Below are 21,871 nucleotides of genomic sequence, written 5' to 3'. Positions count from 1 at the left end.
TATTAATTATGAATTCTGGATGAGGAATTATAAAACTAATGGAGTGTATCATTTACAATTTAATGTCGCAAGCAGATCTGAATTGAAATAAGTTGCGAATTGAGAATTTCTTATTGGCGTTTATTTATATCCCAAAACCCTCCTGTATCTTATTGCTTCAGTAATAGGGACGCTAGTAATAGCGTCCCTAACAAGAAATAGAATTCTTAATTAATTTTGAATTTTCAGCCTTTCTTGTAAAGCTGCTCGTGCATGTTCTCGGTCATCAAAGTGGATTTTTTCTGTACCGAGAATTTGGTAATCTTCGTGGCCTTTTCCAGCCAGTAAAACTCCATCTCCTGGTTGCGCTTGTAAAATAGCAGTACGAATAGCGGCAGAGCGATCGCCAATTACTGTGGCATTTGTCGTTTCCGGGATTCCTGCCAAAATATCTTGCAAAATCCTTTCTGGATCTTCAGTGCGGGGATTATCTGAGGTGACTACCGCCAGATCAGCTAATTGGGCGGCAATTTTCCCCATTTTCGGTCGCTTAGTGCGATCGCGATCGCCACCACAACCAAACACACAAATCATCTTACCAGGAATAAACGGACGTGCCGCTTTGAGCAGATTCTCTAAACTATCTGGTGTGTGGGCATAATCCACAATCACGCTGATGTCTTGGTTTGGAATCACCTGCACCCGTTCCATCCGTCCGGGAACACCAGGAAACTCAGCTATAGCAGTTGCTACTAATTGCAAATCTAGACCCAAGTGTAAAACTGCACCGACTGCTGCCAAAAGATTTTCTAAATTATACTGACCAACTAAAGGTGAACGAAAAGCCACATTACCCTTAGGTGTATGCAATGTCCCACTAACACCATTAGGCTCGTAATTAAGATCGCTCATCCAAAAATCAGCATTGGCATCGTTAACACTGTAACTCCAAACTTTTTCTGGACTCAACGAGGCAATTAATCTTTGCCCGTAAGGGTCATCAGCATTAATGATTGCCCGCCCTTTAAGATAATCTGGACTAAACAACAATGCTTTCGCCGCAAAATAATCTTCCATATCGCGGTGATAGTCCAGGTGGTCTTGGGTGAGATTGCTAAACACCCCCACCTCAAATTCACAACCCAACACTCGACCTTGGGCTAAAGCATGGGAACTAACTTCCATCACTCCATACTCACAACCAGCATCCACAGCTTGCGCTAGTTGTTGTTGCAGTTCCACCGCAAACGGTGTAGTGTGAACAGCAGTTTCTGCAAAACCAGGCCAGCGAGTGTAGAGAGTCCCCATCAAAGCTGTTGGGAGATTTGCTCTCCCCAACAGAAATTCAATCAAGTGAGTAGTTGTGGTTTTGCCATTAGTACCGGTGACACCAACTAATTTGAGTTTTTGCCCTGGGTAACCGTAAAAAGCACCTGCAATTTGGGCACAGGCTTTAGTCATGTCACTGGCACTAATTACAAAAGCCTCGGTTGTGGGAGGATTTTTCTGGACAGCTTGGGGAGAGACAACCGCTGCTACCGCACCAGATGCGATCGCACTTTGCCAAAATTCTCCCCCATCTACTCTTGTTCCTGGCATTCCAATAAACAAATCTCCCAAACTGCAAGCATGGGAATTTGTCTTCAAGCCCTGCACTTCTGCATCCTCAAAAGCAGGATGGTTAGGTAATTGCTCTACACTGTCGATCGCTGCTAGTAATTCCCGCAGTTTCATTTTGTGAACCTCGTCACACGCTTCTCTTGCGCTTATTCTGCATTATTTTTTCTCATTGGATAAATACTTACGCAGCATTTGCTCCAACTGCTGCACACTAGCACGAGGAGAAGGGCGTGGCAAAGGTTTTTCAATTAAATCTTCTTTTGGATCTTTAGTGCCTGCGTGGTTCGATAAATATAAAACTGGCACCTCATACTGATACGCTAAAAACCAATCATCACGAGTTGTAATATCTCGAATTTCCAACTCAAACGCCAGATTTTGGATTTTTTCTAGCTTTTCCTGTAAACCCTCACATAAATGGCATCCAGGTTTGCTATATAAAATTAATCGCATTTACTTCCATCCCTGCGGCAACTCCCATTTCTACAAGCGATCATAGGCGTAAACAGGATGGGGGTGTCTTCTGTGTGTGAGGGTCTTCCTCAATCATTTGTGAGAAAATGGAACAAACATCCGCAAGTAGTTCATCATGAAGCGAGAATTTAACGTGATTATCGAGAAAGATGAGGATGGCTACTTTGTCGCTTCCGTCCCAAGTCTTCCTGGTTGTCACACGCAAGCTAAATCTTTGGATGAGTTAACTGAGCGCATTCAAGAAGCAATCTTACTTTGTTTAGAATTTGAGGAAGAACAGCAGGATTCATTAGACTTTGTGGGTATCCAGCGAGTTGCGATCGAAGTATGAGTCAATTGCCAAGTGTGACAGGACGCCAAGTAATTGACGCTCTTGGCAAAGTAGGTTTTGAGGTTGCTAGGATACGTGGAAACCACCATATTTTGATACATACTGATGGACGCCGGACGGTAGTTCCTGTACATTCAGGCGAAACTATTGGTCGTGGTTTGCTGGCGCAAATACTACGCGATTGCCAAATAAACCGTGATGAATTCAGAATGCTGTTGTGAACACTAATAAGTAGTTGGACAAAATTAAATTCATTCGTAAAGACAGGAAACAGGAGAATTACGAGTATAATTAATTACATTTAACTATTTAAAGATATCTTCTGTGTAAGGGACTAACAAATAAAAAAATAACCCAATTGTAGGGGCACGGCATCCACAAACTTTCGGTAATGCCAATATTTTATCGGTGCCGTGCCCCCACTTGTCGCATAATTTATTTCTTGGAGTTCCCTAAATTATAGATTTTTCGTAGGGGCACAGCATTGCTGTGACCTCCTCCGTGTTTGACACACAGATTTTTGAAACCTAGTCAAGGCGGGTTTTGTTTGTGTAGCCGCAAATTCCCTTCACTAAGGCATTTTTGAGCCTTTGAGGCTGATACTTGAGCCTTTGAGGCTGGCGCTTGAGCCTTTGAGGCTGACAGTTGAACCTTTGATGCTGATACTTGAGCCTTTGAGGCTGACAGTTGAACCTTTGAGGCTGACAGTTGAGCCTTTGAGCCTCGAAGTTGCGCCTTTTATCCTCAAAGTTGCGCCTTTTATCCTCAAAGTTGCGCCTTTGAGCCTCGAAGTTGCGCCTTTTATCCTCAAAGTTGCGCCTTTTATCCTCAAAGTTGCACGTTTGAGCCTAAAATATTGATATGGAGTAGCGTGTGTTACGGCTATGTAATGAATTGAGCGTTTGAGAAAGTGAAAAATAGCCGTAACCCATCATCAATATCGGTGCGTTAAGCTTCGCTATAACGCACCCTACGATTTAAGGTTGGATTTATACCAGATTTCAGGAATCTGAGTATGAACTTTTGCTTAAATAGATTAGCTAATTATTGCTAGGCGCATCACCATTAAAAAACTTATGAGCAACGAATCTGGACTGTCAGTCAGTAAGCCTGTTGCCGTTTGGAATAAATATAAATCGATTAAAGCCGATTTTAAAGAACTCTTCAAATCACTAGGCAAAGCGGCAATAAATACTGCTTTAGGTAAATGGGATAGCGTCGCCACAGATATTGTAGATGCTTCTACAGCAATAGGTTTAGCAGAAACACCCGCAGAAGTTGCCCAACAATTTGTGCGCGAAGTCCATAGAAAAGTAGATAAGTTTAATTCGCGGGAAACTCGCTTACAAGTTTTAATAAGAATAATCAAATTTATACATGACTAACTCAGGCTCAACAGTCTTATACTTTGTAATTTGATTGTGCATTAGCCAATCTCTCCATCAACATGATTGAACTTGCTTTAAGCATAATTGTCTCAAAACTACCTGAAGAATACATCAGTTGAATAAAAGTAAGCCTATCAAGGATGAGTACTGTTTAGCAAAAAACAGGAGAATCATAATGACAACCACAATAGTTCAGCCAGGTAAAGGTTCCACATATTTGGTGCTGGGTGACTTCTACACCTTTCTCGATACCGGGGAAGATACAGATGGAAAATATGGACTAGTGGAAATGGTATTGCAACCGCAAAGCTTTACACCACCCCACAATCATGCTGAAGCGGATGAAGCACACTATATTGTTGAGGGTGAGGTTGAGTATCAGCTTGACGACCAAACTATCATCGCTACTCCCGGAATGTATCTCCACTTTCACAAAAATCAGAACCACGCTTTTAAGAACATCGGTTCAACGCCAGCGAAAATCCTTAGTTGGATCACACCATCAGGCCCTGAGCTATTTTTTGCAGAAGTAGGACAGCCAATCAACCTGCCTTTGAGTGAAGAAGAACGCAGTCTTTTGTCTCCTCCCAATCCCGCTGATATCGAAAAAGCCATTGAAATTGCCATCACAAAGTATGGCGTAAAGTTTGCCTTCTAGTAACGCAGAATTAGTTTAAGTGCCACAAAAAGGGGAGCGATCGCTATGCGAACTATATTAAATGCGATCGCCCTCCTATCTTCGTTCTTCTAAATCCACTCAAATCCTTGCGCAGCTAGATATTCCTTAGCTGGTTCTAAAACATCTTTCCTCAAAATTAACTTGATCTCTGGCGAACTGAGATACAAGCGAAACCGTTCCATAAACATACGGTTAGCTGGCTCAATTTTCCTAATCGCACTCCAAGGAATTAGCAACGGCGGAAGCCTAAAGCTAAACAAAGGAAAGATACTCAGGTAAAGCCCTTGACGAGTTATACCTACATTCAAAGTTCCTTTGTAGTATATAAAACCCACAGAACCGCTTTCCATCCCCGAGATATTTGATGGTGGCGGTTCCTGAGTGCGGTAGCTTTGAGCAAGCAGACTCCAATCATGACGGAACAGAAGAATTATGCCTAAAAAGTTAAGTGTAAATAAAAAAACGATATATATCCAATGAGTATAATTTGACATTTATTAGTATTAGTAGAAGCAGTAATTATACATAACTCAACTACGTCATTAGCCCCCTCCTCGCTTGCGGGGAGGGGGTTGGGGGTGGGGTGCTATCAACTTTGCAACCTATGCGCAATCTTTTCTAACGCCCCATCAATTGAAGTTAAAACATCCTCATTTTTCAAGCGCACCACCCACAATCCAAGACTTTCCAAAAATTCTTGACGAATTGCATCTTCTTGTTGGGTATAGTCGTGAATTCCACCATCCACTTCAACAACTAAATACGCTTCCGCACAGTAAAAATCTACAATAAAGCGATCAATTACATGCTGGCGGCGAAACTTAAAACCTAGAAGTTGCTTAGATTTCAACTTCTGCCATAGCTTCTCTTCTGCAAGTGTCGGTTCACACCGCATCTGTCGTGCTAATGGCTTAAGTTTCTCCCAGAGTTTTGGCGAAGTTTGCCAAGGAACCCCACCCCCTAACCCCCTCCCCGCAAGCGAGGAGGGGGGATCAGAGTCGGAATTTGGGCGTTCGTGCTGGGACATTTATCTATGTGTGATTTTTCACTAACGTTTACTTATCTTTCCCAGCCAAAGTAACTCTGCTTCATTGATGAATCTGCGGCTTCAGTCTATGAGCTTCATTGGCGAATGGCTACACATCTCATATTGACTTTTATTCTTAAAAGTTCTAGATTGCTTTATTGAGCTAGTTGCGACTAATTTGCAAAAATATTGAGAATAGTTCTTAATGGAGAGTGAGCAATGAGTGTGAGGATAAAGGGCTTGTTGGGTGCTGGGGCTGTATTTGTAGCGCTTGCAGGTTTAGAAATCAGCACATTTGAAGGAGTACAAGCGACTACTGCTAATTCCACTCTTAATCAACAAGCACCAACTTTGCTTGCCCAAAAAATGAAAACTTTGACAGTAGTTTTTCCTAGTAGATCTGATTCCACAGATTTGCAAAATAAGGCGAATTCTATAGGTGCATTTTTGTCTAAGGAACTAGGAATTCCAGTCAAAGCGCAGGTAGGCGATGATACTGCTGCGGTAGAAGCATTAAGAGCAAATCGGGCTGATGTGGCTTTCTTGAGTAGCCGTCCGGCGTTGAAGGCTGAACAATTGGCAAATGCTCGCTTGTATCTAGCTGAAGTGCGTGAAAATTATTCAGGAAGATATACTTATAGTTCAGTATTTGTTGTTCCCAGCAATAGCGCTTTGAAAACAAGAAATAACGCCAAAGCAACCCTAGAACAACTGCGGGGTAAAAAAATGGCGTTTACTTCACCTACTTCTGGTTCAGGGTTTATTTTCCCTGTAGGTGAATTGGTAAAACAGGGATTTGTGCCAAACAGCGATCGCCTGGGTGGTTTCTTCGGCCAAATTAGCTACGGTGGCAATTACAGTAAAGCACTGCAAGCTGTTGTTCGGGGCCAAGCAGATGTGGCTGTAGTATCAGAATATGCGCTGAATACTCCGTATATTTCACCAGAAGAAAAAAGTAAGTTGCGGGTGCTGCATAGAATTCCTGGTGTACCTGCTCACGGTATCGCCATTGATGATGACGTTCCAGCCCCCGATCGCGAAAGAATTATTAACGCTCTACTCAAGTTAAATCAGTCACAAAATAATCCGCTGCTACGCAACTTGTATAACTCTACAGAGTTGGTGAGAGTAGATCACAATCGTCACTTAGCCCCCATCCGGGATGCACTCACACGTGTTGGTATTGCCCCTTAATTAAGTTAACAGTTGTCAGCCAGATTACTGACAACTGTTAAGTGTTAATAACTGTTAGTGAGATTGAGCTAGGGATGAGAGATTACGTAATTGAGTGTCACAACTTAGAGACAGCTTATGCTGCTGCTCTAAATCGCCCCATTCTTAATGGCATAAATTGTCAGATTAAGCGGGGTGAATTTGTGGTGTTGCTGGGACTCAATGGTGCTGGTAAATCTACCCTACTGCGATCGCTTGTGGGATTAGTACCACTGGTGCAGGGAGAAATTCAGATTAATGGTGTAACACTGACTCCCCGCACACTACCAGCAATAAGGCGTGATGTCGGGATGTTGTTTCAAGGTGGCGGGTTAATTCGGCAATTATCAGCAATTGAAAATGTTCTGTGTGGACGCCTCGGTACTAGAACAAGTTGGCAAACTTTATTTGGATTTCCTAAACGCGATCGCCTATTGGCATTAGAATTGTTAGAACAGTTGGGTTTAAAAGAGTTAGCCGATCAAAAAACCAGCCAACTCAGCGGTGGACAACAACAACGAGTTGCGATCGCCCGTGCTTTAATTCAATCACCACAAATTCTCTTAGCCGACGAACCGATCACCGGGTTGGATGTGATAGCTTGCCAACAGGTGATGCAGACTTTATCAGAATTACACTCCCAGCAAGGCATGACAATTGTGGCAGTTTTGCATGATTTGGGGATAGCAGCAGAATATGCCCAAACAGCGATCGTTGTCGATGCGGGACGGATTGTTTATGACGGCCCTTGCGATAATCTGCAAGCCAAATTTTCCCAAGTGTAGAGTTTTCAGCGCAAGTACTAATTATGAATTACTTCTTAAATTCAAATCTCTTCCGGCGCTACCCTTGGGTGAGTCCCCTAATCATTCTGTTGATTGCGATTGTAGTTTATAGTTGGGCTTTACAAGGACTGAAAGTCGATTTTGCATTAGTTAGTAACAGTTGGCCCTACATAACTGACTTTATCTCCAGGTTATTCCCTCCAGATCCGACAGTTTTAGATATAGCGATTAAAGCACTGATTGAAACTGTACAGATGTCCCTTTGGGGAACCACTATCGGGGCAATTCTTTCCTTACCAATTGCAGTTGCTAGCGCCAACAATGTTGCGCCACAATGGTTGCAATGGTTGGCAAATTTATTGCAAAACGCTGTGCGTTCTGTTCCTTCGATTATTCTTGGTTTAATTTTTGTCGCCGCAACTGGACTAGGCGCACCCGCAGGGACTTTAGCCTTGGGTATTTATACTATCGGCTACCTGGCAAAATTCTATCAACAAGCGATCGAAGGAGTTAACGCTCGTTCAATAGAATCTTTAGAAGTGATGGGAGCATCCAGGTTCCAAATTGCTCAATACGGAATCTTACCCCAAGTACTGCCATTGGGCTTAGGTTATACCTTATGGATGTTTGAGTACAATATCCGTGCTGCTTCTGTCTTAGGTGTAGTGGGCGCAGGTGGAATTGGCTTTCAATTGAAGAGTTACATTGACGGTTTTGAGTACAACAAGGCTACAACCATGATGCTGGTGTTGTTAGTAGTTGTCACAGTCATAGATGCATTTAGTAGCCAACTACGTCGTCGTCTCGATTCGATGTAGCCAAGCAAATAAGCAGTTTTAATTTTGAGTAAAGTAGACAATCTCAATAAATATGCGTTTCACAAAAACTGATAAGCTGAAACTCATTATTGATGATTGATATTCTGGTTCCATGCCTGACTCATCTAAAACAATTCAAAGTAAAAATGATGATTTATTCTTTAATATTTTCAAGGTACTCACTATCTTACAAGATACCCTAAAAAAAAGAACACAACTGGAATATAGCTTTAGTTTTCAAGCACAATCAATCTCTATGGAAGTTAAAAAAATAAATTATCTAAGTTTCTAAATTCGTAGTAAACCCTTAACTGCTTAAAAATTCAGAACTTAAGTCCTGGCTATGAACTTATTCACCCCTCAGAAAAGATGAAGCGCTACTACGTATGCAGCTTGCCACATATATATCAAGCATGATTTGCAACTAAAAATGCACACAATGAATTACCTATGTGCATCTGTGGTTATTTGTAGTTTAAAAATTTTACCAAAGCAACTTTGAAAATTACGTAGTAATCAGTGAACTGCTTAAAAATGGACGAAAGCACTTACTACATAGACAGTAACATTTGATTGATGAATACTACTTTTGCAAACATCTTGCAAAAATTCACAGTCGATCGTGAAAAGGAAACACAAAAAATTTTTTATTACACTTTCTCATTAAATTGTCACTATTTAACTAGTACAGCACGGCGGAAATAAACCTACCATTCCAAATGGCGCAAAAGCTGAGAATATAAGCCTTTTGACTTTTGGCTTTCAAGGCAGTGGTATTAGCTATTGATGACTACAGGTATAACTATTTCTTTTTGATGAGCTGACTGGTGTTCTTCGCTGTTATTGGCAAAATGTTTATCCATAAGTGCGGGAACTTGTCCAGCTTGAATGCGGCTGTAGCGAGTTTTATCTGGCATTACTAGGTTAGGCCCAGCTTTGCAGTTTTTCATACAACCTGTACCTTTGATGGTAACTTGGTCTTCTAAACCGCGATCGCTCAAAGCTGCTTCCAAAGCCTGACAAACTCCTTTACCGCCGCGTTTCATGCAATCAGATTTTTGACATACCAAAATTGTGCTTTTAGCCTTAGTTGATTTTGTGTTGCCTTTGCTGATGGATGAGGGTTCCTGTAGTTGAGAGATAGGTGAAGGGATTCCCATCTGTGTAATTCTGTCATTGTCTACATCTGCCCGCGCTGCCATCACCCGTTCAGCTTTTAGTGTAACTTTGCCTGTTGCCAATTCATGCTTCTTTTTACCCACAACTTGTAGCCAAGTACCTGGTGGTAGACGCAAGTCAAAAGCAAACCTTAAATGTTTAGCAAGTTTCACATAGCATTCACCGTCAGCAGTCCATATCTGCAAGCCTTTGAGCTTATGCCCATCTTTGAGCACAAAGTCTATAAACCTGCCTTCAAGGCAAAAATCTAATACTTCTTTAGTGTGGGAATCACTCATTTTTTTTCACCTATATGTTTATTGGGACACAGTATTAAGCGAGACAGCCTTAGCGGTAGCGACTTTGCCAGCATTTTTCAAGACTCCAAATTAGGTCTTGACGGGGAAGTGTGAATTGCCTCATCAAACTCCAAAGTTGAATAGCTGCTATGGGATTGCCAATTTCAACTGTCAATGGTTGGTTAGACTCGCACCTACAGGGAATCTCTAGCTGCTGCAAGCGTTGATAGACTTGCCAGCGGTCTGCCCAATTCACCTCTAATATGTGCTTGCTTTCTACTTCTGAACTAAACGGTTTCAAGAGATGTACCCTCAAAGTGCAACAAAATAGCAGTAACTACCGCGCTTTTAGTACCTGCTGTTTCCCCTTTTTGGGAGTTCAGCCTTTTAAACCAGCATAACCTAAGTGCAAACAATTCTCAATTATCTTGCATAAAAATCTCAAATATCTACAATGAACTTCCATTAACAATAAGGATTAGGAGACAAGAGAAAGGATGTGGAGAGTGGCAACTCAACAATTTTCTGCGTCACGCCACATTATTTTGGTTAAGTCCTCATGGATGCCAGAACTAGAAAAATGCGATCGCTAACAGGCCTGAGTTCTAGACCCCTCCAGCCGATCTATCTGTTTGCTCCCGCGTCTGGTTTTCTGAAATAGCAGCTGCCAGAAGATTGGTAAGTAAGCAATGGATTACAAGCACACGACCCTTCACTATTAAAAGTAAATTGCAAAATTTTAAGAGCAGAAAAATTAAAAATATATGAAATTAATTGGAATTGCTTTTAATTTTTAGAATGTTAATATGTAGAGACTCAGAAGTTAAAAACCATAACTGAGGAGAAGCGAGGAGAACAATGTCAGAAACCACAACTGTGTTACGGAATTTTGGTCATGTTTATGACAATCCTGTGTTGTTAGATCACAGTGTAACCGCACCAGTTACCGAAGGATTTAACGTTGTATTAGCTAGTTTTCAAGCACTTTCCTTGCAGTACCAAAAACATCATTTTGTAGTTGAAGGTGCAGAATTTTACTCATTGCATGAGTTTTTTAATGAAAGCTACAAAGAAATACAAGAGCATATCCATGAAATTGGAGAGCGCTTGGATGGACTGGGTGGCGTGCCAGTAGCTACTTTCAGCAAGTTGGCTGAATTAACTTGTTTTCAGCAAGAGCCAGATGGTGTATATTCTTCCCGTCAGATGGTTGAAAATGACTTAGCAGCAGAGCAAGCTATCATTGGCGTGATTCGTCGCCAAGCTGCTCAGGCAGAGAGTTTGGGAGACCGTGGTACACGCTATCTCTACGAAAAAATCCTCCTTAAAACTGAAGAGCGCGCTTATCATTTGTCTCACTTCCTGGCTAAAGACAGCTTAACCTTGGGTTTTGTCCAACCTGCTCAAAACTAAAATCGTTATCATCTAGATAAATTGCTCTTGACTGAATAAAAACTAGGCAGAAATCAGTCTTAAAAAAATATAAAACTTAGCAGAGAGTAGGATCGCTACATCTCTGCAATTTTTATTATGTATACAATTTAACACCAGAATATTTATTATTAGCAATTACTAGTAACAAGCTAGTTAAAAATTATTTTTATATAATGTTACAATTATTCAGGTATGTATTATGTAAAAATTTTCCAATTTTCTGCAAAAAATTATCATCACAAATAAAAAATATTTGCAAGTAATATGTGCTTTCTTGACGAGGATTACATAAAAATTTCACACACAAAAAATTCGAGAGTAGGAAAGTGGAATAAATAGCAATTCTCTTAGTCGCTCCAGTTTCTTATACCAATTTGAAAAATGATTGCGACAGATGGAAATCTGAAACGCTGATCCAATAGATGTTTCACAATCCAAAATCTAAAATCTAAAATCCAAAATGGTATTATCTTTCCTCCCTGTCATCAAACCTAGAAAACTTGGTAATAAACAGCGTGACCAGGGAGAAAGAATCTTAAAATAATCAGGATTTGTATTCTCTTACTCCATCCCAAAGACTATGCCCCGCCGTCAAGACCTCCGGAAGATACTGCTGTTAGGCTCTGGTCCAATTGTAATTGGACAAGCCTGTGAGTTTGACTACTCTGGCACTCAAGCCTGTAAAGCTTTACGAGAAGAAGGCTATGAAGTGGTGCTGGTCAACTCTAACCCAGCGACGATCATGACTGACCCAGAGACAGCCGATCGCACTTATATTGAGCCGCTGACACCGGAATTGGTCGCAAAAGTCATCGCCAAAGAGCGTCCCGATGCCCTACTGCCAACAATGGGGGGACAAACCGCCCTCAACCTTGCTGTCGCTCTAGCGAAAAATGGTGTTTTAGAGCAGTATGGTGTTGAATTGATTGGCGCTAAACTCCCAGCTATTGAAAAAGCTGAAGACAGAAAACTCTTCAACGACGCAATGGCCAAGATTGGGGTGAGTGTGTGCCCTAGTGGTACAGCCTCATCTTTAGAAGAATCTAGAGCGATCGCCCGCCAAATTGGTACTTATCCTCTAATTATTCGTCCTGCTTTCACTATGGGTGGCACGGGCGGCGGTATTGCGTACAACCAAGAAGAATTTGAAGAAATGGCACAGGTGGGTATCGATGCTAGCCCCGTTTCCCAAATTCTCATCGACCAGTCCCTACTCGGCTGGAAAGAGTACGAATTAGAAGTAATGCGCGACCTCGCAGATAACGTGGTCATTATTTGCTCCATCGAAAACTTCGACCCAATGGGCATCCATACCGGAGACTCAATTACCGTTGCTCCTGCCCAAACCCTCACCGATAAAGAATATCAACGGCTGCGGGATATGGCAATTAAAATCATCCGCGAGATTGGTGTGGAAACTGGCGGTTCCAATATTCAGTTTGCCGTTAATCCGGTTACTGGGGATGTGGTTGTCATTGAAATGAACCCCCGTGTATCTCGTAGTTCTGCCTTGGCTTCCAAAGCCACTGGTTTCCCCATCGCCAAGATGGCGGCCAAGCTAGCTGTTGGCTATACCTTGGATGAAATTAAAAACGACATTACCAAGAAAACTCCGGCATCCTTTGAACCAACCATTGACTACGTAGTTACCAAAGTTCCCCGCTTTGCCTTTGAAAAGTTTCCTGGTTCTGAACCTGTGTTGACAACGCAGATGAAATCCGTCGGGGAAGCAATGTCAATTGGTAGGACATTTAACGAATCCTTCCAGAAAGCACTGCGTTCTCTTGAAACTGGGCGTGCAGGCTGGGGTTGCGACAAAGCCGAGAAATTACCCAGTGGCGAACAAATCCGCGCTCACTTGCGGACGCCCAATCCCGATCGCATTTTCGCGGTGCGTCATGCTATGCAATTGGGGCTGACTAATGAAGAAATCTACGAACTGACAGGTATTGATCCCTGGTTTCTCGATAAATTGCAACAACTGCTAGAAGTCGAGAAATTCCTTAAACGGACTCCTTTGCAGCAATTGACAAAAGAGCAAATGTATGATGTAAAGCGTGAGGGATTTAGCGATCGCCAAATTGCCTATGCCACCAAAACCAACGAAGATGAAGTTCGGGCATATCGTAAACAACTAGGAGTCATCCCGGTTTACAAAACTGTGGATACCTGCGCTGCTGAGTTTGAGGCGTTTACTCCTTACTACTATTCCACCTACGAAGATGAAACAGAGGTTTTACCCACAACTAAACCAAAAGTGATGATTTTGGGTGGTGGTCCCAACCGCATCGGACAGGGAATTGAGTTTGATTATTGCTGTTGTCACGCCGCCTATGCGCTGAAAAGTGCAGGCTATGAGACGATTATGGTCAACTCTAACCCAGAGACAGTTTCCACAGATTATGACACCAGCGATCGCCTCTACTTTGAGCCATTAACTAAAGAAGATGTACTCAATATCATCGAAGCTGAGAACCCAGTAGGCATCATTGTGCAATTCGGTGGACAAACACCATTGAAGTTAGCAGTACCTTTGCAACAGGTACTCAGCACTCAGGACTCAGAACTCAGCACTAAAATTTGGGGTACATCCCCAGATTCTATAGATATGGCAGAAAACCGGGAGCGGTTTGAAAAGATCCTCAACCAGTTGAATATTGCTCAACCACCTAATGGGATTGCCCGCAGTTACGAAGACGCGCTGATTGTTGCCAAACGCATCGGTTATCCAGTGGTAGTACGTCCTAGCTATGTATTGGGAGGAAGGGCGATGGAAATCGTCTATTCCGATGCGGAATTGGAACGCTACATGACCTTTGCGGTACAAGTAGAACCGGATCATCCAATTTTGATTGATAAGTTTTTGGAAAATGCCATCGAAGTCGATGTAGATGCGATCGCTGACCACACCAGGCGGGTAGTAATTGGCGGTATTATGGAACACATTGAACAAGCCGGGATTCACTCTGGGGACTCAGCTTGTACTTTACCCTCTATTTCTCTCCCGCCAGCCGTACTCAATCAAATTCGCACATGGACAGTGCAGCTAGCACAGGCGCTTTCAGTTGTCGGGCTGATGAATATTCAGTTTGCTGTTGTGGGTGCTAGTAGCTATTCTCCGCAAATTTACATTTTGGAAGCCAACCCCCGCGCCTCTCGGACTGTGCCCTTTGTGTCTAAAGCAACTGGTGTGCAGTTGGCAAAACTCGCATCCTTGATTATGTCAGGCAAAACCTTAGAGGAGCTAGACTTCACACAGGAAGTCATCCCTACCCACATTGCGGTCAAAGAAGCTGTATTGCCATTTAATAAATTCCCCGGTACTGATACGATATTGGGTCCAGAAATGCGCTCTACTGGTGAAGTCATGGGAATTGACAGCGATTTTGGCCGCGCCTATGCCAAAGCAGAAATCGGTGCTGGCGAACGCTTACCTCTGTCGGGAACCGTTTTTGTGTCCATGAGCGATCGCGACAAAGCACCTGCGGTTAACGTCGTTAAGGAATTTATGGATCTAGGCTTTACGGTGATGGCTACACTTGGCACGCGTAAAGTTCTTCAAGAACACGGCTTAGATATTGAGTTGGTGCTAAAACTCCACGAAGGTCGTCCCCATGTCTTAGATGCCATCAAAAACCAGAAAATCCAACTCATTATCAACACCCCTTCGGGAGAGGAAGCCCAGACTGATGCTAGGTTAATTCGGCGCACAGCATTGGCTTATAAAATTCCCATTATCACCACGATCGCGGGAGCAAAAGCCACTGTTGCTGCGATTCGTTCTCTGCAAACTACGACTTTGGACGTAAAAATTATCCAAGACTACTGCATGTTGAATTAGGGCTGAGGGCTGAGTGCAGATGGCAGAAGGAATAATTTCTGATCCTTTGTTGTGACCTTAGCCTGAGATCTCTTGCAAAAGGTACTTTTATCAGAGCAACGGAAAGGGTAAAACTTAGGGAACAGACAAGGATGTATTCTTCCTTGTCCCCCTTCCCACCCCTAGCCTCTATGCCTCAGGACATAAAATCTCATTTTTGGGTACAGCAAAAATTAAGCAATTGTTATAGACGATTACTTATACTTATCATTGAGTTATTTTAAGAAATATGAGTAAGTTATTGCTGGCTACAGAGAGATTTATGATTTAGTTGCTAAAGGTTATTTAGCAATGTGATTGCGTTACACAAACTCGAACAGCTTTGAAATTTCCACCTGCTAAATGTTCAGATTATTCTCATAAATGTTACAATTATTAATGACAAAATAATCCAGAAAATGTTCAACTTATTACCTTTTATCTAACTCTAGATACTTGTGAAACCGGGTAAATAACTGTAACGTCTAGAGCAGTTAAGAACCTAACTAGATTAATATGAGCAGCCGAGTTTCTCGGGCACATAAATCGCCAACCATAGCATGGGTTCCCCTTTAGACTGGGTAACACCCTGGCAAAGCATCTATCACTTAATGACCCTACTGTCAAGTCCAACTTTACCAATGAGTAGCGCCATGAAGACCGCTCAGACAGCCACGGACCTCGTGCGGACTTACCTGCGTGAGATTGGCCGTGTGCCACTCTTAACCCACGAGGAAGAGATATTTTATGGCAAACAGGTGCAGCGTTCAACTGCTTTGCATGAATTGAGGGAGGAGCTTGCCACCCAGTTAGGCCATCAACCAAGCTTAGAGGAGTGGGCCAAAGCAACCCAGCTAGACTTGGCTCAGTTGAACGAAGTGATCGCTGAAGGTGAATATGCCAAGCGCAAGATGGTAGAGGCCAATTTGCGACTGGTAGTGTCTGTTGCCAAAAAGTATATTAAACGCAATGTCGATTTACTAGACTTAATTCAAGAAGGCAGTATCGGTATGCAGCGGGGTGTCGAAAAGTTTGACCCCACGAAAGGCTATAGATTTTCAACTTATGCCTATTGGTGGATTCGGCAAGCAATCACTAGAGCGATCGCAGAAAAAGCTCGTACTATTCGCTTACCGATCCACATCACTGAAAAACTAAATAAGATTAAAAAAGCCCAACGACAATTATCGCAAAAACTGGGACGTGCTCCTTCAGCATCCGAACTAGCGCAAGAATTGGAATTGACGCCCAAACAGGTGCGAGAGTATCTCGAAAAAGCACGTCTACCCCTATCTCTGGATTTGCGGTTGGGAGACAACTACGATACCGAACTCGGCGAAATGTTGGAAGATCCGGGTGCTTCTCCAGAAGAGTTTGTCATGCAATCTTCCTTATCTAATGACTTGGCGCGCTTAATAGGGGATCTCACTCCCCAACAGAAGGAAGTGATCACACTCCGCTTTGGGTTAATGGATGGACAGGCTCTTACATTGGCAAGAATCGGGGAGATTCTGAACATCAGCCGTGAACGAGTACGACAAATTGAACGGGAAGCATTAACTAAACTGCGTAAGTCTAAAGCCAAGATGGATGAATATTTGGCAAGTTAGTTATTTGTTTTTTGTCGTCTGTTACAAAGTTCTGAGCGGAGGTTTCTTCCGCTCAGAACTTTGCACTTTGTGATTATTTATTGGCAAAGGAGGAATGACGCAGAACTATTAACCAAGGAGGTGAGAAAACACCCTGCTTTTGGTACGGTTACACCGACTGCTTAGTCATATCTAACTTGTTACATTAGTTGACAGGAACAGCCAAGGACTAGCTAAGGTCAATACAAGCAAAGGCATTGATTCTTAAAAGTCGTAAATACCTTAGCTAGTAGTACTTAGTCAAGGAGATAAAACGTGAGTAACCCATCCAATCGAGTCTCAGAATTTTTTAACAGCGAGTCTGAAACTAGCGATTTACTCTGGCAATATGTTAAATCCTTGAGTCCAGAAACAGTCACCCAGCTATCTAAACCTACTTCTTCAGAAGTTCTCCAGGTGATGGAACGCAATATTGTGGGACTTTTGGGGAACTTACCTTCAGAACACTTTGACGTTAGCATCACTACAAGCCGAGAAAGTCTAGGTCGGCTTCTGGCCTCTGCAATGATCAGTGGTTACTTCCTGCGTAACGCTGAACAGAGAATGAACTTTGAACTCGCCTTACAAGGCACTGAAACCAACGATAGCGAAAATGAGTAGCGATGTTGTTGGCTTTATGTCTTGAAGCAGCCACGCTGAGAGAAGCGATCGTATTCTTGTGTGAAGTTCTGACAGCCCGCGATCGCTTATGCCAAATATAACCCATTAAGTAAAAACTAGGATTGCGAGCAGTATCTAAGCAAAAACTCGCAATTTACGGTAAAATACCGACAATGAACCATTCATAAAAAAATAATAGTTCGGCTAAATAAATTCATTTTTAGAGGGCAATAAAATATAAACTCGGCAAGTTAACTTATCTGCCGAGTTCTATTATTAGATAGCCGATACTAACTTCTTTTTCCCATAAATCATGAGTGAAACCAGTTCTCTGTTACCCCACAAAATTATTGGTGTTGCCGTAATTTGGAACGAGCAGCAGCAAATTTTAATCGATCGCCGTCGTGCGGGGGGAGCAATGGGTGGTTTGTGGGAATTTCCTGGCGGCAAAATCGAGCCTGGTGAAACTGTTGAAGAATGTATCCAACGGGAAATTTATGAAGAACTGGGAATAGAAATTGCCGTAGGAGAACATCTAATTACCATCGATCATACTTATACAGAGTTACGCGTTACCTTGACCGTACATCACTGTTGTCATCTGACAGGTGTACCGCAGGCGCTGGAATGCGATGAAATTCGTTGGGTGAATTTAGCAGATTTAGAACAGTTTGCTTTTCCCAAGGCAAATGTGCAAATTATCGCAGCGTTAAGGCAAAGTCAAAATGCAAAGGCGAGTAATTTTCTGGCGTAGTCTGGAAGTAACGATGTATTAACTCCATCAGGTTGCGACCAGCAATTTTTTAAAATAATCCCAAAGACGTTGATAAAAGGTGTCAGCAAACAAATGCCTAAAACCGTTGCCGACGTGATGAGCCGTGACCCAGTTGTGGTTCGATCTGAAACACCCCTGAAAGAAGCCATTCAAATTTTGGCAGAACGACGTATTAGCGGTCTACCTGTAGTGGATGATGTTGGTAAATTGGCAGGCATTATCTCAGAAACCGACTTAATGTGGCAAGAAACAGGTGTAACTCCTCCGGCTTACATCATGTTTCTCGATAGTGTCATCTATTTACAAAATCCTGTTGATTATGACCGCGATTTGCACAAAGCACTAGGACAAACTGTTGGGGAAGTGATGAGCAAGAACCCGGTTACTATCTCCCCTGACAAAACTTTAAAGGAAGCAGCCAGAATCATGCACGATCGCAGCGTTCACCGTCTGCCGGTACTTGACAGCGCGGGTCAAGTAATTGGTATCCTCACTCGTGGTGACATTGTTCGCGCAATGGCAGCAAGTCAAGATTGAAGAAGACGCGGTGAGACAGCGCTGCGTTGTCGGGTTTCTCAGCTTGTGAAGCGAAGATACTGGTTTCTCTTTACGTCCCCGCGTGTCCCTTTCTCCGCGTCCTTTGTGGCCAAGCCAAGAGTCAAACAGATATTGATTCTTGATTACTGTTTTTTAAACTTTTGGAAAATTTAGGATAAGTAAATGAGTATTACTCCTGAGTCGGTTCAGCAATTGCTCAGTTCTGAAGATTTGGGCGATCGCTTGCGAGCTGTGAATCAAATTCGTGAACTAGAACCAGCGATTGGCTTTGAACTTATTCAAAGTGCAGTTGGTGATAGCAGTGCTCGTGTCCGTTACTCAGCAGTGAGTCAGATGGATACATTAGGGGGACAAGATTTAGAGTTATCTTTAAATTTACTGCGCGAACTGCTGAGTGACCCCGAACCAGATGTCCAAGCAGCAGCCGCAGACTGTTTGGGTGCGCTGAAACTAGAAGCAGCTTTTGAAGACTTGCAGCAACTTTACAATGCAACTCCGGAATGGCTGGTAAAATTTAGCATCATCGCCACATTGGGAGAGTTAGGCGATCCGCGAGGCTTTGAACTACTTAAAGAAGCACTCGCTTCTGAAAATGACTTAATTAAAACTGCTGCTATTAGTTCTTTTGGCGAGTTGGGAAATATAGATGCAGTTCCACTGTTAGCTCCCTATGCGAACAATCCAGATTGGCAAGTTCGCTATAGAGTTTTGCAAGCTTTGAGCCGTTTGGGTGGAGCAGATGCGAAAGCTGTATTAGAAACTCTGGTAGATGATGAAGTAGAAGCGATCGCCAATGAAGCTAAAAAATCTTTGCAGTCGGTATAACTTCTTATTTCAATAAACTTGTGGAAAATTTGAAATAGAAATCTTTTAGGGTACAAAAATTTGTGCCCTTTTTATATAGGTGCATCCAACTGAAAAGCGCTACAAAAGAAAATTCGCAGTAATTGCTTAAATAATTACTACGAACTTACAGCTATAACACTTAATGCAAACCGAATATATTTGAATAATTTTTTACAAATTTGTTTTCTTGATAATAGTTTTACCTCCTAGATTTCTCACCATTTATTTTTGAGATAATACTCAAGAAGTAACTTGAGTTTTGCGGCGGCGAGACATAGCCATCACTGCACCTACAGCACCCAAGCCTAGTATTGTTGTTGGTTCGGGAACAGATGTTGCTGCAAGACCAGTAAAACTCGCAGCTTGCAATAAACCATCATTGTAATTTTTTTCAACGATGTTTTTACCCCCCAGAATGGCTAAAGTAATATATCCATCTGCTGAGCTTAAGCTCCCATCTGCTGCTTCAAAGAAGCCTTGAAAAGTAATATTAACATCTGTTGCTTTACCGTTAGCCTGATCTGAAAATGAGGCATTACCAAAAGAAGTTAGTTTCAAAACATCCTTTCCATTTGGTTCAGGCAAGTTTAAGGTAGTACCAAGATCAAGGAATTTTACCGGACCAGAGAAAGGGTTAGTATTAAAACCATAGATATATGCTTTTTTAAAGGCTGTAAAATCTCCCTGTTGTAATGAAAGTGCAACTGCTCCTGGATCGGGAAGAAACGTTAGGGCAGATTTAGAAAAGTTGACTGTGGTCAGATTATCAGTAGATGGGTTATCGTAAGGATTGTAGTGAAAACTACCTGTTAGGGCAGCTGCTTGAGCAGAACCAGCAGAGGTAAACATCCCAGCAGTAGCCAAGGGGATTGCAAAACTAGCTGCTAAAGTTGCGTTTATAAGTTTAGATTTAAAACCAAACATTGTAAATTTAAGGCTCCTATAAAAGAATCAACGAGACCGAATGCATTAATTATTAGGCAGCAATCTTAAAACTAGTTATGAATGCAAGAGATAGTTAGAAAATAGAGTATAAATGCATTTCGTATTCATAATCTATATCAGATTGCTGTATTAAAACTTAGGTAGAATAATTGCCCTGTTGGTAATCAGTTGATGATGTGTTTGTTACTTCTACAGAATTACATACCCTTTTATTAATACGCAAGGTCTACCTATGTAACTTGATAGAATCTTCATTACTTGCATAGTGTTCTTTCTTATGGCCCTAATCTGACAGTATTTTAATTGACGGTATTTTCCTCAAACTACAGTAGTTTCGCTTCAGTATAATTGGCGGGCTTAAAAGTTTTATTTTTAAAGATTACTACACAATTGAGTAGCTGATACGCGCTGATTTCTAGAAAATAAAGATGTTGATTTTTATATAAACTGTATTTGATTTTTGTATAAACTCAACGCGAAGAGACTATAAATTAAAATTTAAGAAATTGTATTTTAGTTTATTAGACTAAGCCGTAAGCAAAAGTAGTATCTGCCATTGCGACCTAGATTGCCACCCACAACACCTTCCGGGGAGGGAAGAAACACAGATAGCAATTTAGTATTACTGTCTTTTATAAATTAAGGAATTGTTGTTTATTAATAATTTAACTGCCTAATTTTCATAACAAAAGCAACAGTAGGGAGACAATATATTGCCTCCCTACAATTACCTATATTCGATACGTTTAAAAATAGTCCAGCCTTGGCAAATGAAATTTGCGTGCCAGTTGCTACAAGTTAGGAAACCTCCGCTTCGGCTTCTCTATGCTTACGCGGGGTTCAAATTCTTGGAGTCCGCACAAGTGCTGAGTCCAACGATCTTGTTAGGGTTATGATAACTCTACATCAAACTCTAGCTACCAAAAACCTGGGGCCAAGTTGTCACCACGAAAACTACAACTGCGGCGATCGCTAATACCCCTTGAATTAAATTTCCAACCACTGTTCCGACAACAATTCCGATCCCAGCTTTAATTGCCAATCCTAATTGCCGTTGGTACAGGTATTCACCGATAATTGCTCCCAACAATGGCCCGATTAAAATGCCTAACAGCGGCCCGCCAAAAGGTAAAGCTGGTAATAATCCGAAAAAACCCAGAAGCAAGCCGACAAATGCGCCAATTTGTCCCCATTTACTAGCACCTGCTTGTTTTGCTCCTATATAGCCAGCTAAGAAATCTACCCCAATACTCAGAAGCAACACAATAACTGTGACAATCAGTGGTATCTTAATTGCTGCAAAGGAACTGCTAATTACTCCCCAGATAATAATTGCAATTAATATTAAACTGGTTCCAGGAATGGCAGGAACTACAGCGCCGATGATACCCACAACCATTACCGCAACCAGTAACCAATAGATAATTTGCATAAA

At 42.1% G+C, this 21,871-nt stretch carries 23 protein-coding genes; 15 read left to right on the top strand and 8 right to left on the bottom strand.

The annotated features are described in order from the left end of the window. Positions 1-210: 210 nt before the first annotated feature. Together BV372_RS21140 and BV372_RS21135 are read right to left on the bottom strand one after the other, a co-directional pair. Complete coding sequence (locus BV372_RS21140) at positions 211-1,713, bottom strand: UDP-N-acetylmuramoyl-L-alanyl-D-glutamate--2,6-diaminopimelate ligase (RefSeq protein ID WP_086688459.1); 1,503 nt, start codon at positions 1,711-1,713, stop codon at positions 211-213. Between the two features lie 42 nt (positions 1,714-1,755). Next, positions 1,756-2,052: a glutaredoxin family protein gene (locus BV372_RS21135; protein ID WP_086688458.1), complete on the bottom strand. Its 297-nt coding sequence runs from the start codon at positions 2,050-2,052 to the stop codon at positions 1,756-1,758. A gap of 136 nt (positions 2,053-2,188) precedes the next feature. Here BV372_RS21135 and BV372_RS21130 point away from each other — a divergent pair, with 136 nt between their 5' ends. From BV372_RS21130 to BV372_RS21110, 5 genes are all read left to right on the top strand, one after another. Beyond that, positions 2,189-2,404, top strand: coding sequence for a type II toxin-antitoxin system HicB family antitoxin (locus BV372_RS21130; protein WP_086688457.1), 216 nt, complete (start codon positions 2,189-2,191; stop codon positions 2,402-2,404). Continuing rightward, complete coding sequence (locus tag BV372_RS21125; protein WP_086688456.1) at positions 2,401-2,625, top strand: type II toxin-antitoxin system HicA family toxin; 225 nt, start codon at positions 2,401-2,403, stop codon at positions 2,623-2,625. Before BV372_RS21130 ends, BV372_RS21125 begins: the two co-directional genes overlap by 4 nt. A 369-nt stretch (positions 2,626-2,994) precedes the next feature. Beyond that, positions 2,995-3,264 (top strand): hypothetical protein, encoded by a 270-nt coding sequence (locus tag BV372_RS36545; RefSeq protein ID WP_179198180.1) that lies wholly within the window; start codon positions 2,995-2,997, stop codon positions 3,262-3,264. Positions 3,265-3,480: 216 nt separating this feature from the next. Then, positions 3,481-3,789, top strand: coding sequence for a hypothetical protein (locus tag BV372_RS21115; protein ID WP_086688455.1), 309 nt, complete (start codon positions 3,481-3,483; stop codon positions 3,787-3,789). A 178-nt stretch (positions 3,790-3,967) separates the two neighbouring features. Continuing rightward, positions 3,968-4,450, top strand: coding sequence for a cupin domain-containing protein (locus tag BV372_RS21110; protein WP_086688454.1), 483 nt, complete (start codon positions 3,968-3,970; stop codon positions 4,448-4,450). 89 nt (positions 4,451-4,539) lie between these two features. On the opposite strand, the gene BV372_RS21105 is transcribed toward BV372_RS21110, so the two are convergent. Then, positions 4,540-4,965 (bottom strand): hypothetical protein, encoded by a 426-nt coding sequence (locus tag BV372_RS21105; RefSeq protein ID WP_086688453.1) that lies wholly within the window; start codon positions 4,963-4,965, stop codon positions 4,540-4,542. Between the two features lie 95 nt (positions 4,966-5,060). Beyond that, positions 5,061-5,498, bottom strand: coding sequence for an endonuclease domain-containing protein (locus tag BV372_RS21100; RefSeq protein ID WP_086688452.1), 438 nt, complete (start codon positions 5,496-5,498; stop codon positions 5,061-5,063). A 219-nt stretch (positions 5,499-5,717) separates the two neighbouring features. On the opposite strand from BV372_RS21100, the gene BV372_RS21095 reads away from it, so the two are divergent. From BV372_RS21095 to phnE, 3 genes are all read left to right on the top strand, one after another. Beyond that, complete coding sequence (locus BV372_RS21095) at positions 5,718-6,692, top strand: phosphate/phosphite/phosphonate ABC transporter substrate-binding protein (RefSeq protein WP_086688451.1); 975 nt, start codon at positions 5,718-5,720, stop codon at positions 6,690-6,692. A 74-nt stretch (positions 6,693-6,766) separates the two neighbouring features. After that, positions 6,767-7,495, top strand: a complete 729-nt coding sequence (locus BV372_RS21090) for a phosphonate ABC transporter ATP-binding protein (RefSeq protein WP_086688450.1) — start codon at positions 6,767-6,769, stop codon at positions 7,493-7,495. A 23-nt stretch (positions 7,496-7,518) separates the two neighbouring features. After that, positions 7,519-8,313, top strand: coding sequence for a phosphonate ABC transporter, permease protein PhnE (gene phnE / locus BV372_RS21085; protein WP_086688449.1), 795 nt, complete (start codon positions 7,519-7,521; stop codon positions 8,311-8,313). Positions 8,314-9,089: 776 nt separating this feature from the next. Here the strand turns inward: phnE and BV372_RS21075 are convergent. Continuing rightward, positions 9,090-9,770, bottom strand: a complete 681-nt coding sequence (locus BV372_RS21075) for a (2Fe-2S) ferredoxin domain-containing protein (protein ID WP_086688447.1) — start codon at positions 9,768-9,770, stop codon at positions 9,090-9,092. A gap of 49 nt (positions 9,771-9,819) precedes the next feature. Continuing rightward, on the bottom strand, positions 9,820-10,071 hold the full coding sequence (locus tag BV372_RS21070) for an Asr1405/Asl0597 family protein (RefSeq protein ID WP_086688446.1): 252 nt from the start codon (positions 10,069-10,071) through the stop codon (positions 9,820-9,822). Positions 10,072-10,628: 557 nt separating this feature from the next. Between BV372_RS21070 and BV372_RS21065 the strand changes: the two genes are divergently transcribed. The 7 genes from BV372_RS21065 to nblB all read left to right on the top strand — a co-directional run bounded on the left by BV372_RS21065 (position 10,629) and on the right by nblB (position 19,470). Continuing rightward, positions 10,629-11,183, top strand: a complete 555-nt coding sequence (locus tag BV372_RS21065; protein WP_086688445.1) for a Dps family protein — start codon at positions 10,629-10,631, stop codon at positions 11,181-11,183. A gap of 601 nt (positions 11,184-11,784) precedes the next feature. Then, positions 11,785-15,045, top strand: coding sequence for a carbamoyl-phosphate synthase large subunit (gene carB, locus BV372_RS21060; protein ID WP_086688444.1), 3,261 nt, complete (start codon positions 11,785-11,787; stop codon positions 15,043-15,045). A gap of 671 nt (positions 15,046-15,716) precedes the next feature. Further along, positions 15,717-16,673 (top strand): RNA polymerase sigma factor, RpoD/SigA family, encoded by a 957-nt coding sequence (locus BV372_RS21055; RefSeq protein WP_086688525.1) that lies wholly within the window; start codon positions 15,717-15,719, stop codon positions 16,671-16,673. Positions 16,674-16,967: 294 nt separating this feature from the next. After that, a complete protein-coding gene (locus BV372_RS21050) occupies positions 16,968-17,312 on the top strand; it encodes a DUF760 domain-containing protein (protein ID WP_086688443.1) in 345 nt (114 codons plus the stop codon). A 313-nt stretch (positions 17,313-17,625) separates the two neighbouring features. Next, on the top strand, positions 17,626-18,066 hold the full coding sequence (gene mutT, locus BV372_RS21045) for an 8-oxo-dGTP diphosphatase MutT (protein WP_086688442.1): 441 nt from the start codon (positions 17,626-17,628) through the stop codon (positions 18,064-18,066). Between the two features lie 93 nt (positions 18,067-18,159). Continuing rightward, positions 18,160-18,624 carry a CBS domain-containing protein gene (locus BV372_RS21040; RefSeq protein ID WP_179198179.1) on the top strand — a complete coding sequence of 155 codons (465 nt, stop codon included), beginning with the start codon at positions 18,160-18,162 and terminating at the stop codon, positions 18,622-18,624. Positions 18,625-18,807: 183 nt separating this feature from the next. After that, complete coding sequence (gene nblB / locus BV372_RS21035) at positions 18,808-19,470, top strand: phycobilisome degradation protein NblB (protein ID WP_086688440.1); 663 nt, start codon at positions 18,808-18,810, stop codon at positions 19,468-19,470. Positions 19,471-19,731: 261 nt separating this feature from the next. On the opposite strand, the gene BV372_RS21030 is transcribed toward nblB, so the two are convergent. Both BV372_RS21030 and BV372_RS21025 read right to left on the bottom strand, forming a co-directional pair. Then, positions 19,732-20,415 carry a PEP-CTERM sorting domain-containing protein gene (locus BV372_RS21030; RefSeq protein WP_086688439.1) on the bottom strand — a complete coding sequence of 228 codons (684 nt, stop codon included), beginning with the start codon at positions 20,413-20,415 and terminating at the stop codon, positions 19,732-19,734. 934 nt (positions 20,416-21,349) lie between these two features. Further along, complete coding sequence (locus BV372_RS21025) at positions 21,350-21,868, bottom strand: DUF456 domain-containing protein (protein ID WP_086688438.1); 519 nt, start codon at positions 21,866-21,868, stop codon at positions 21,350-21,352. Positions 21,869-21,871: the final 3 nt, after the last annotated feature.

This window comes from Nostoc sp. T09, assembly GCF_002154695.1.
Taxonomy (GTDB): domain Bacteria; phylum Cyanobacteriota; class Cyanobacteriia; order Cyanobacteriales; family Nostocaceae; genus Aulosira.
Note: the sequence above shows the minus strand (reverse complement) of the source record. Positions and strands in the feature narration are given on the sequence as shown.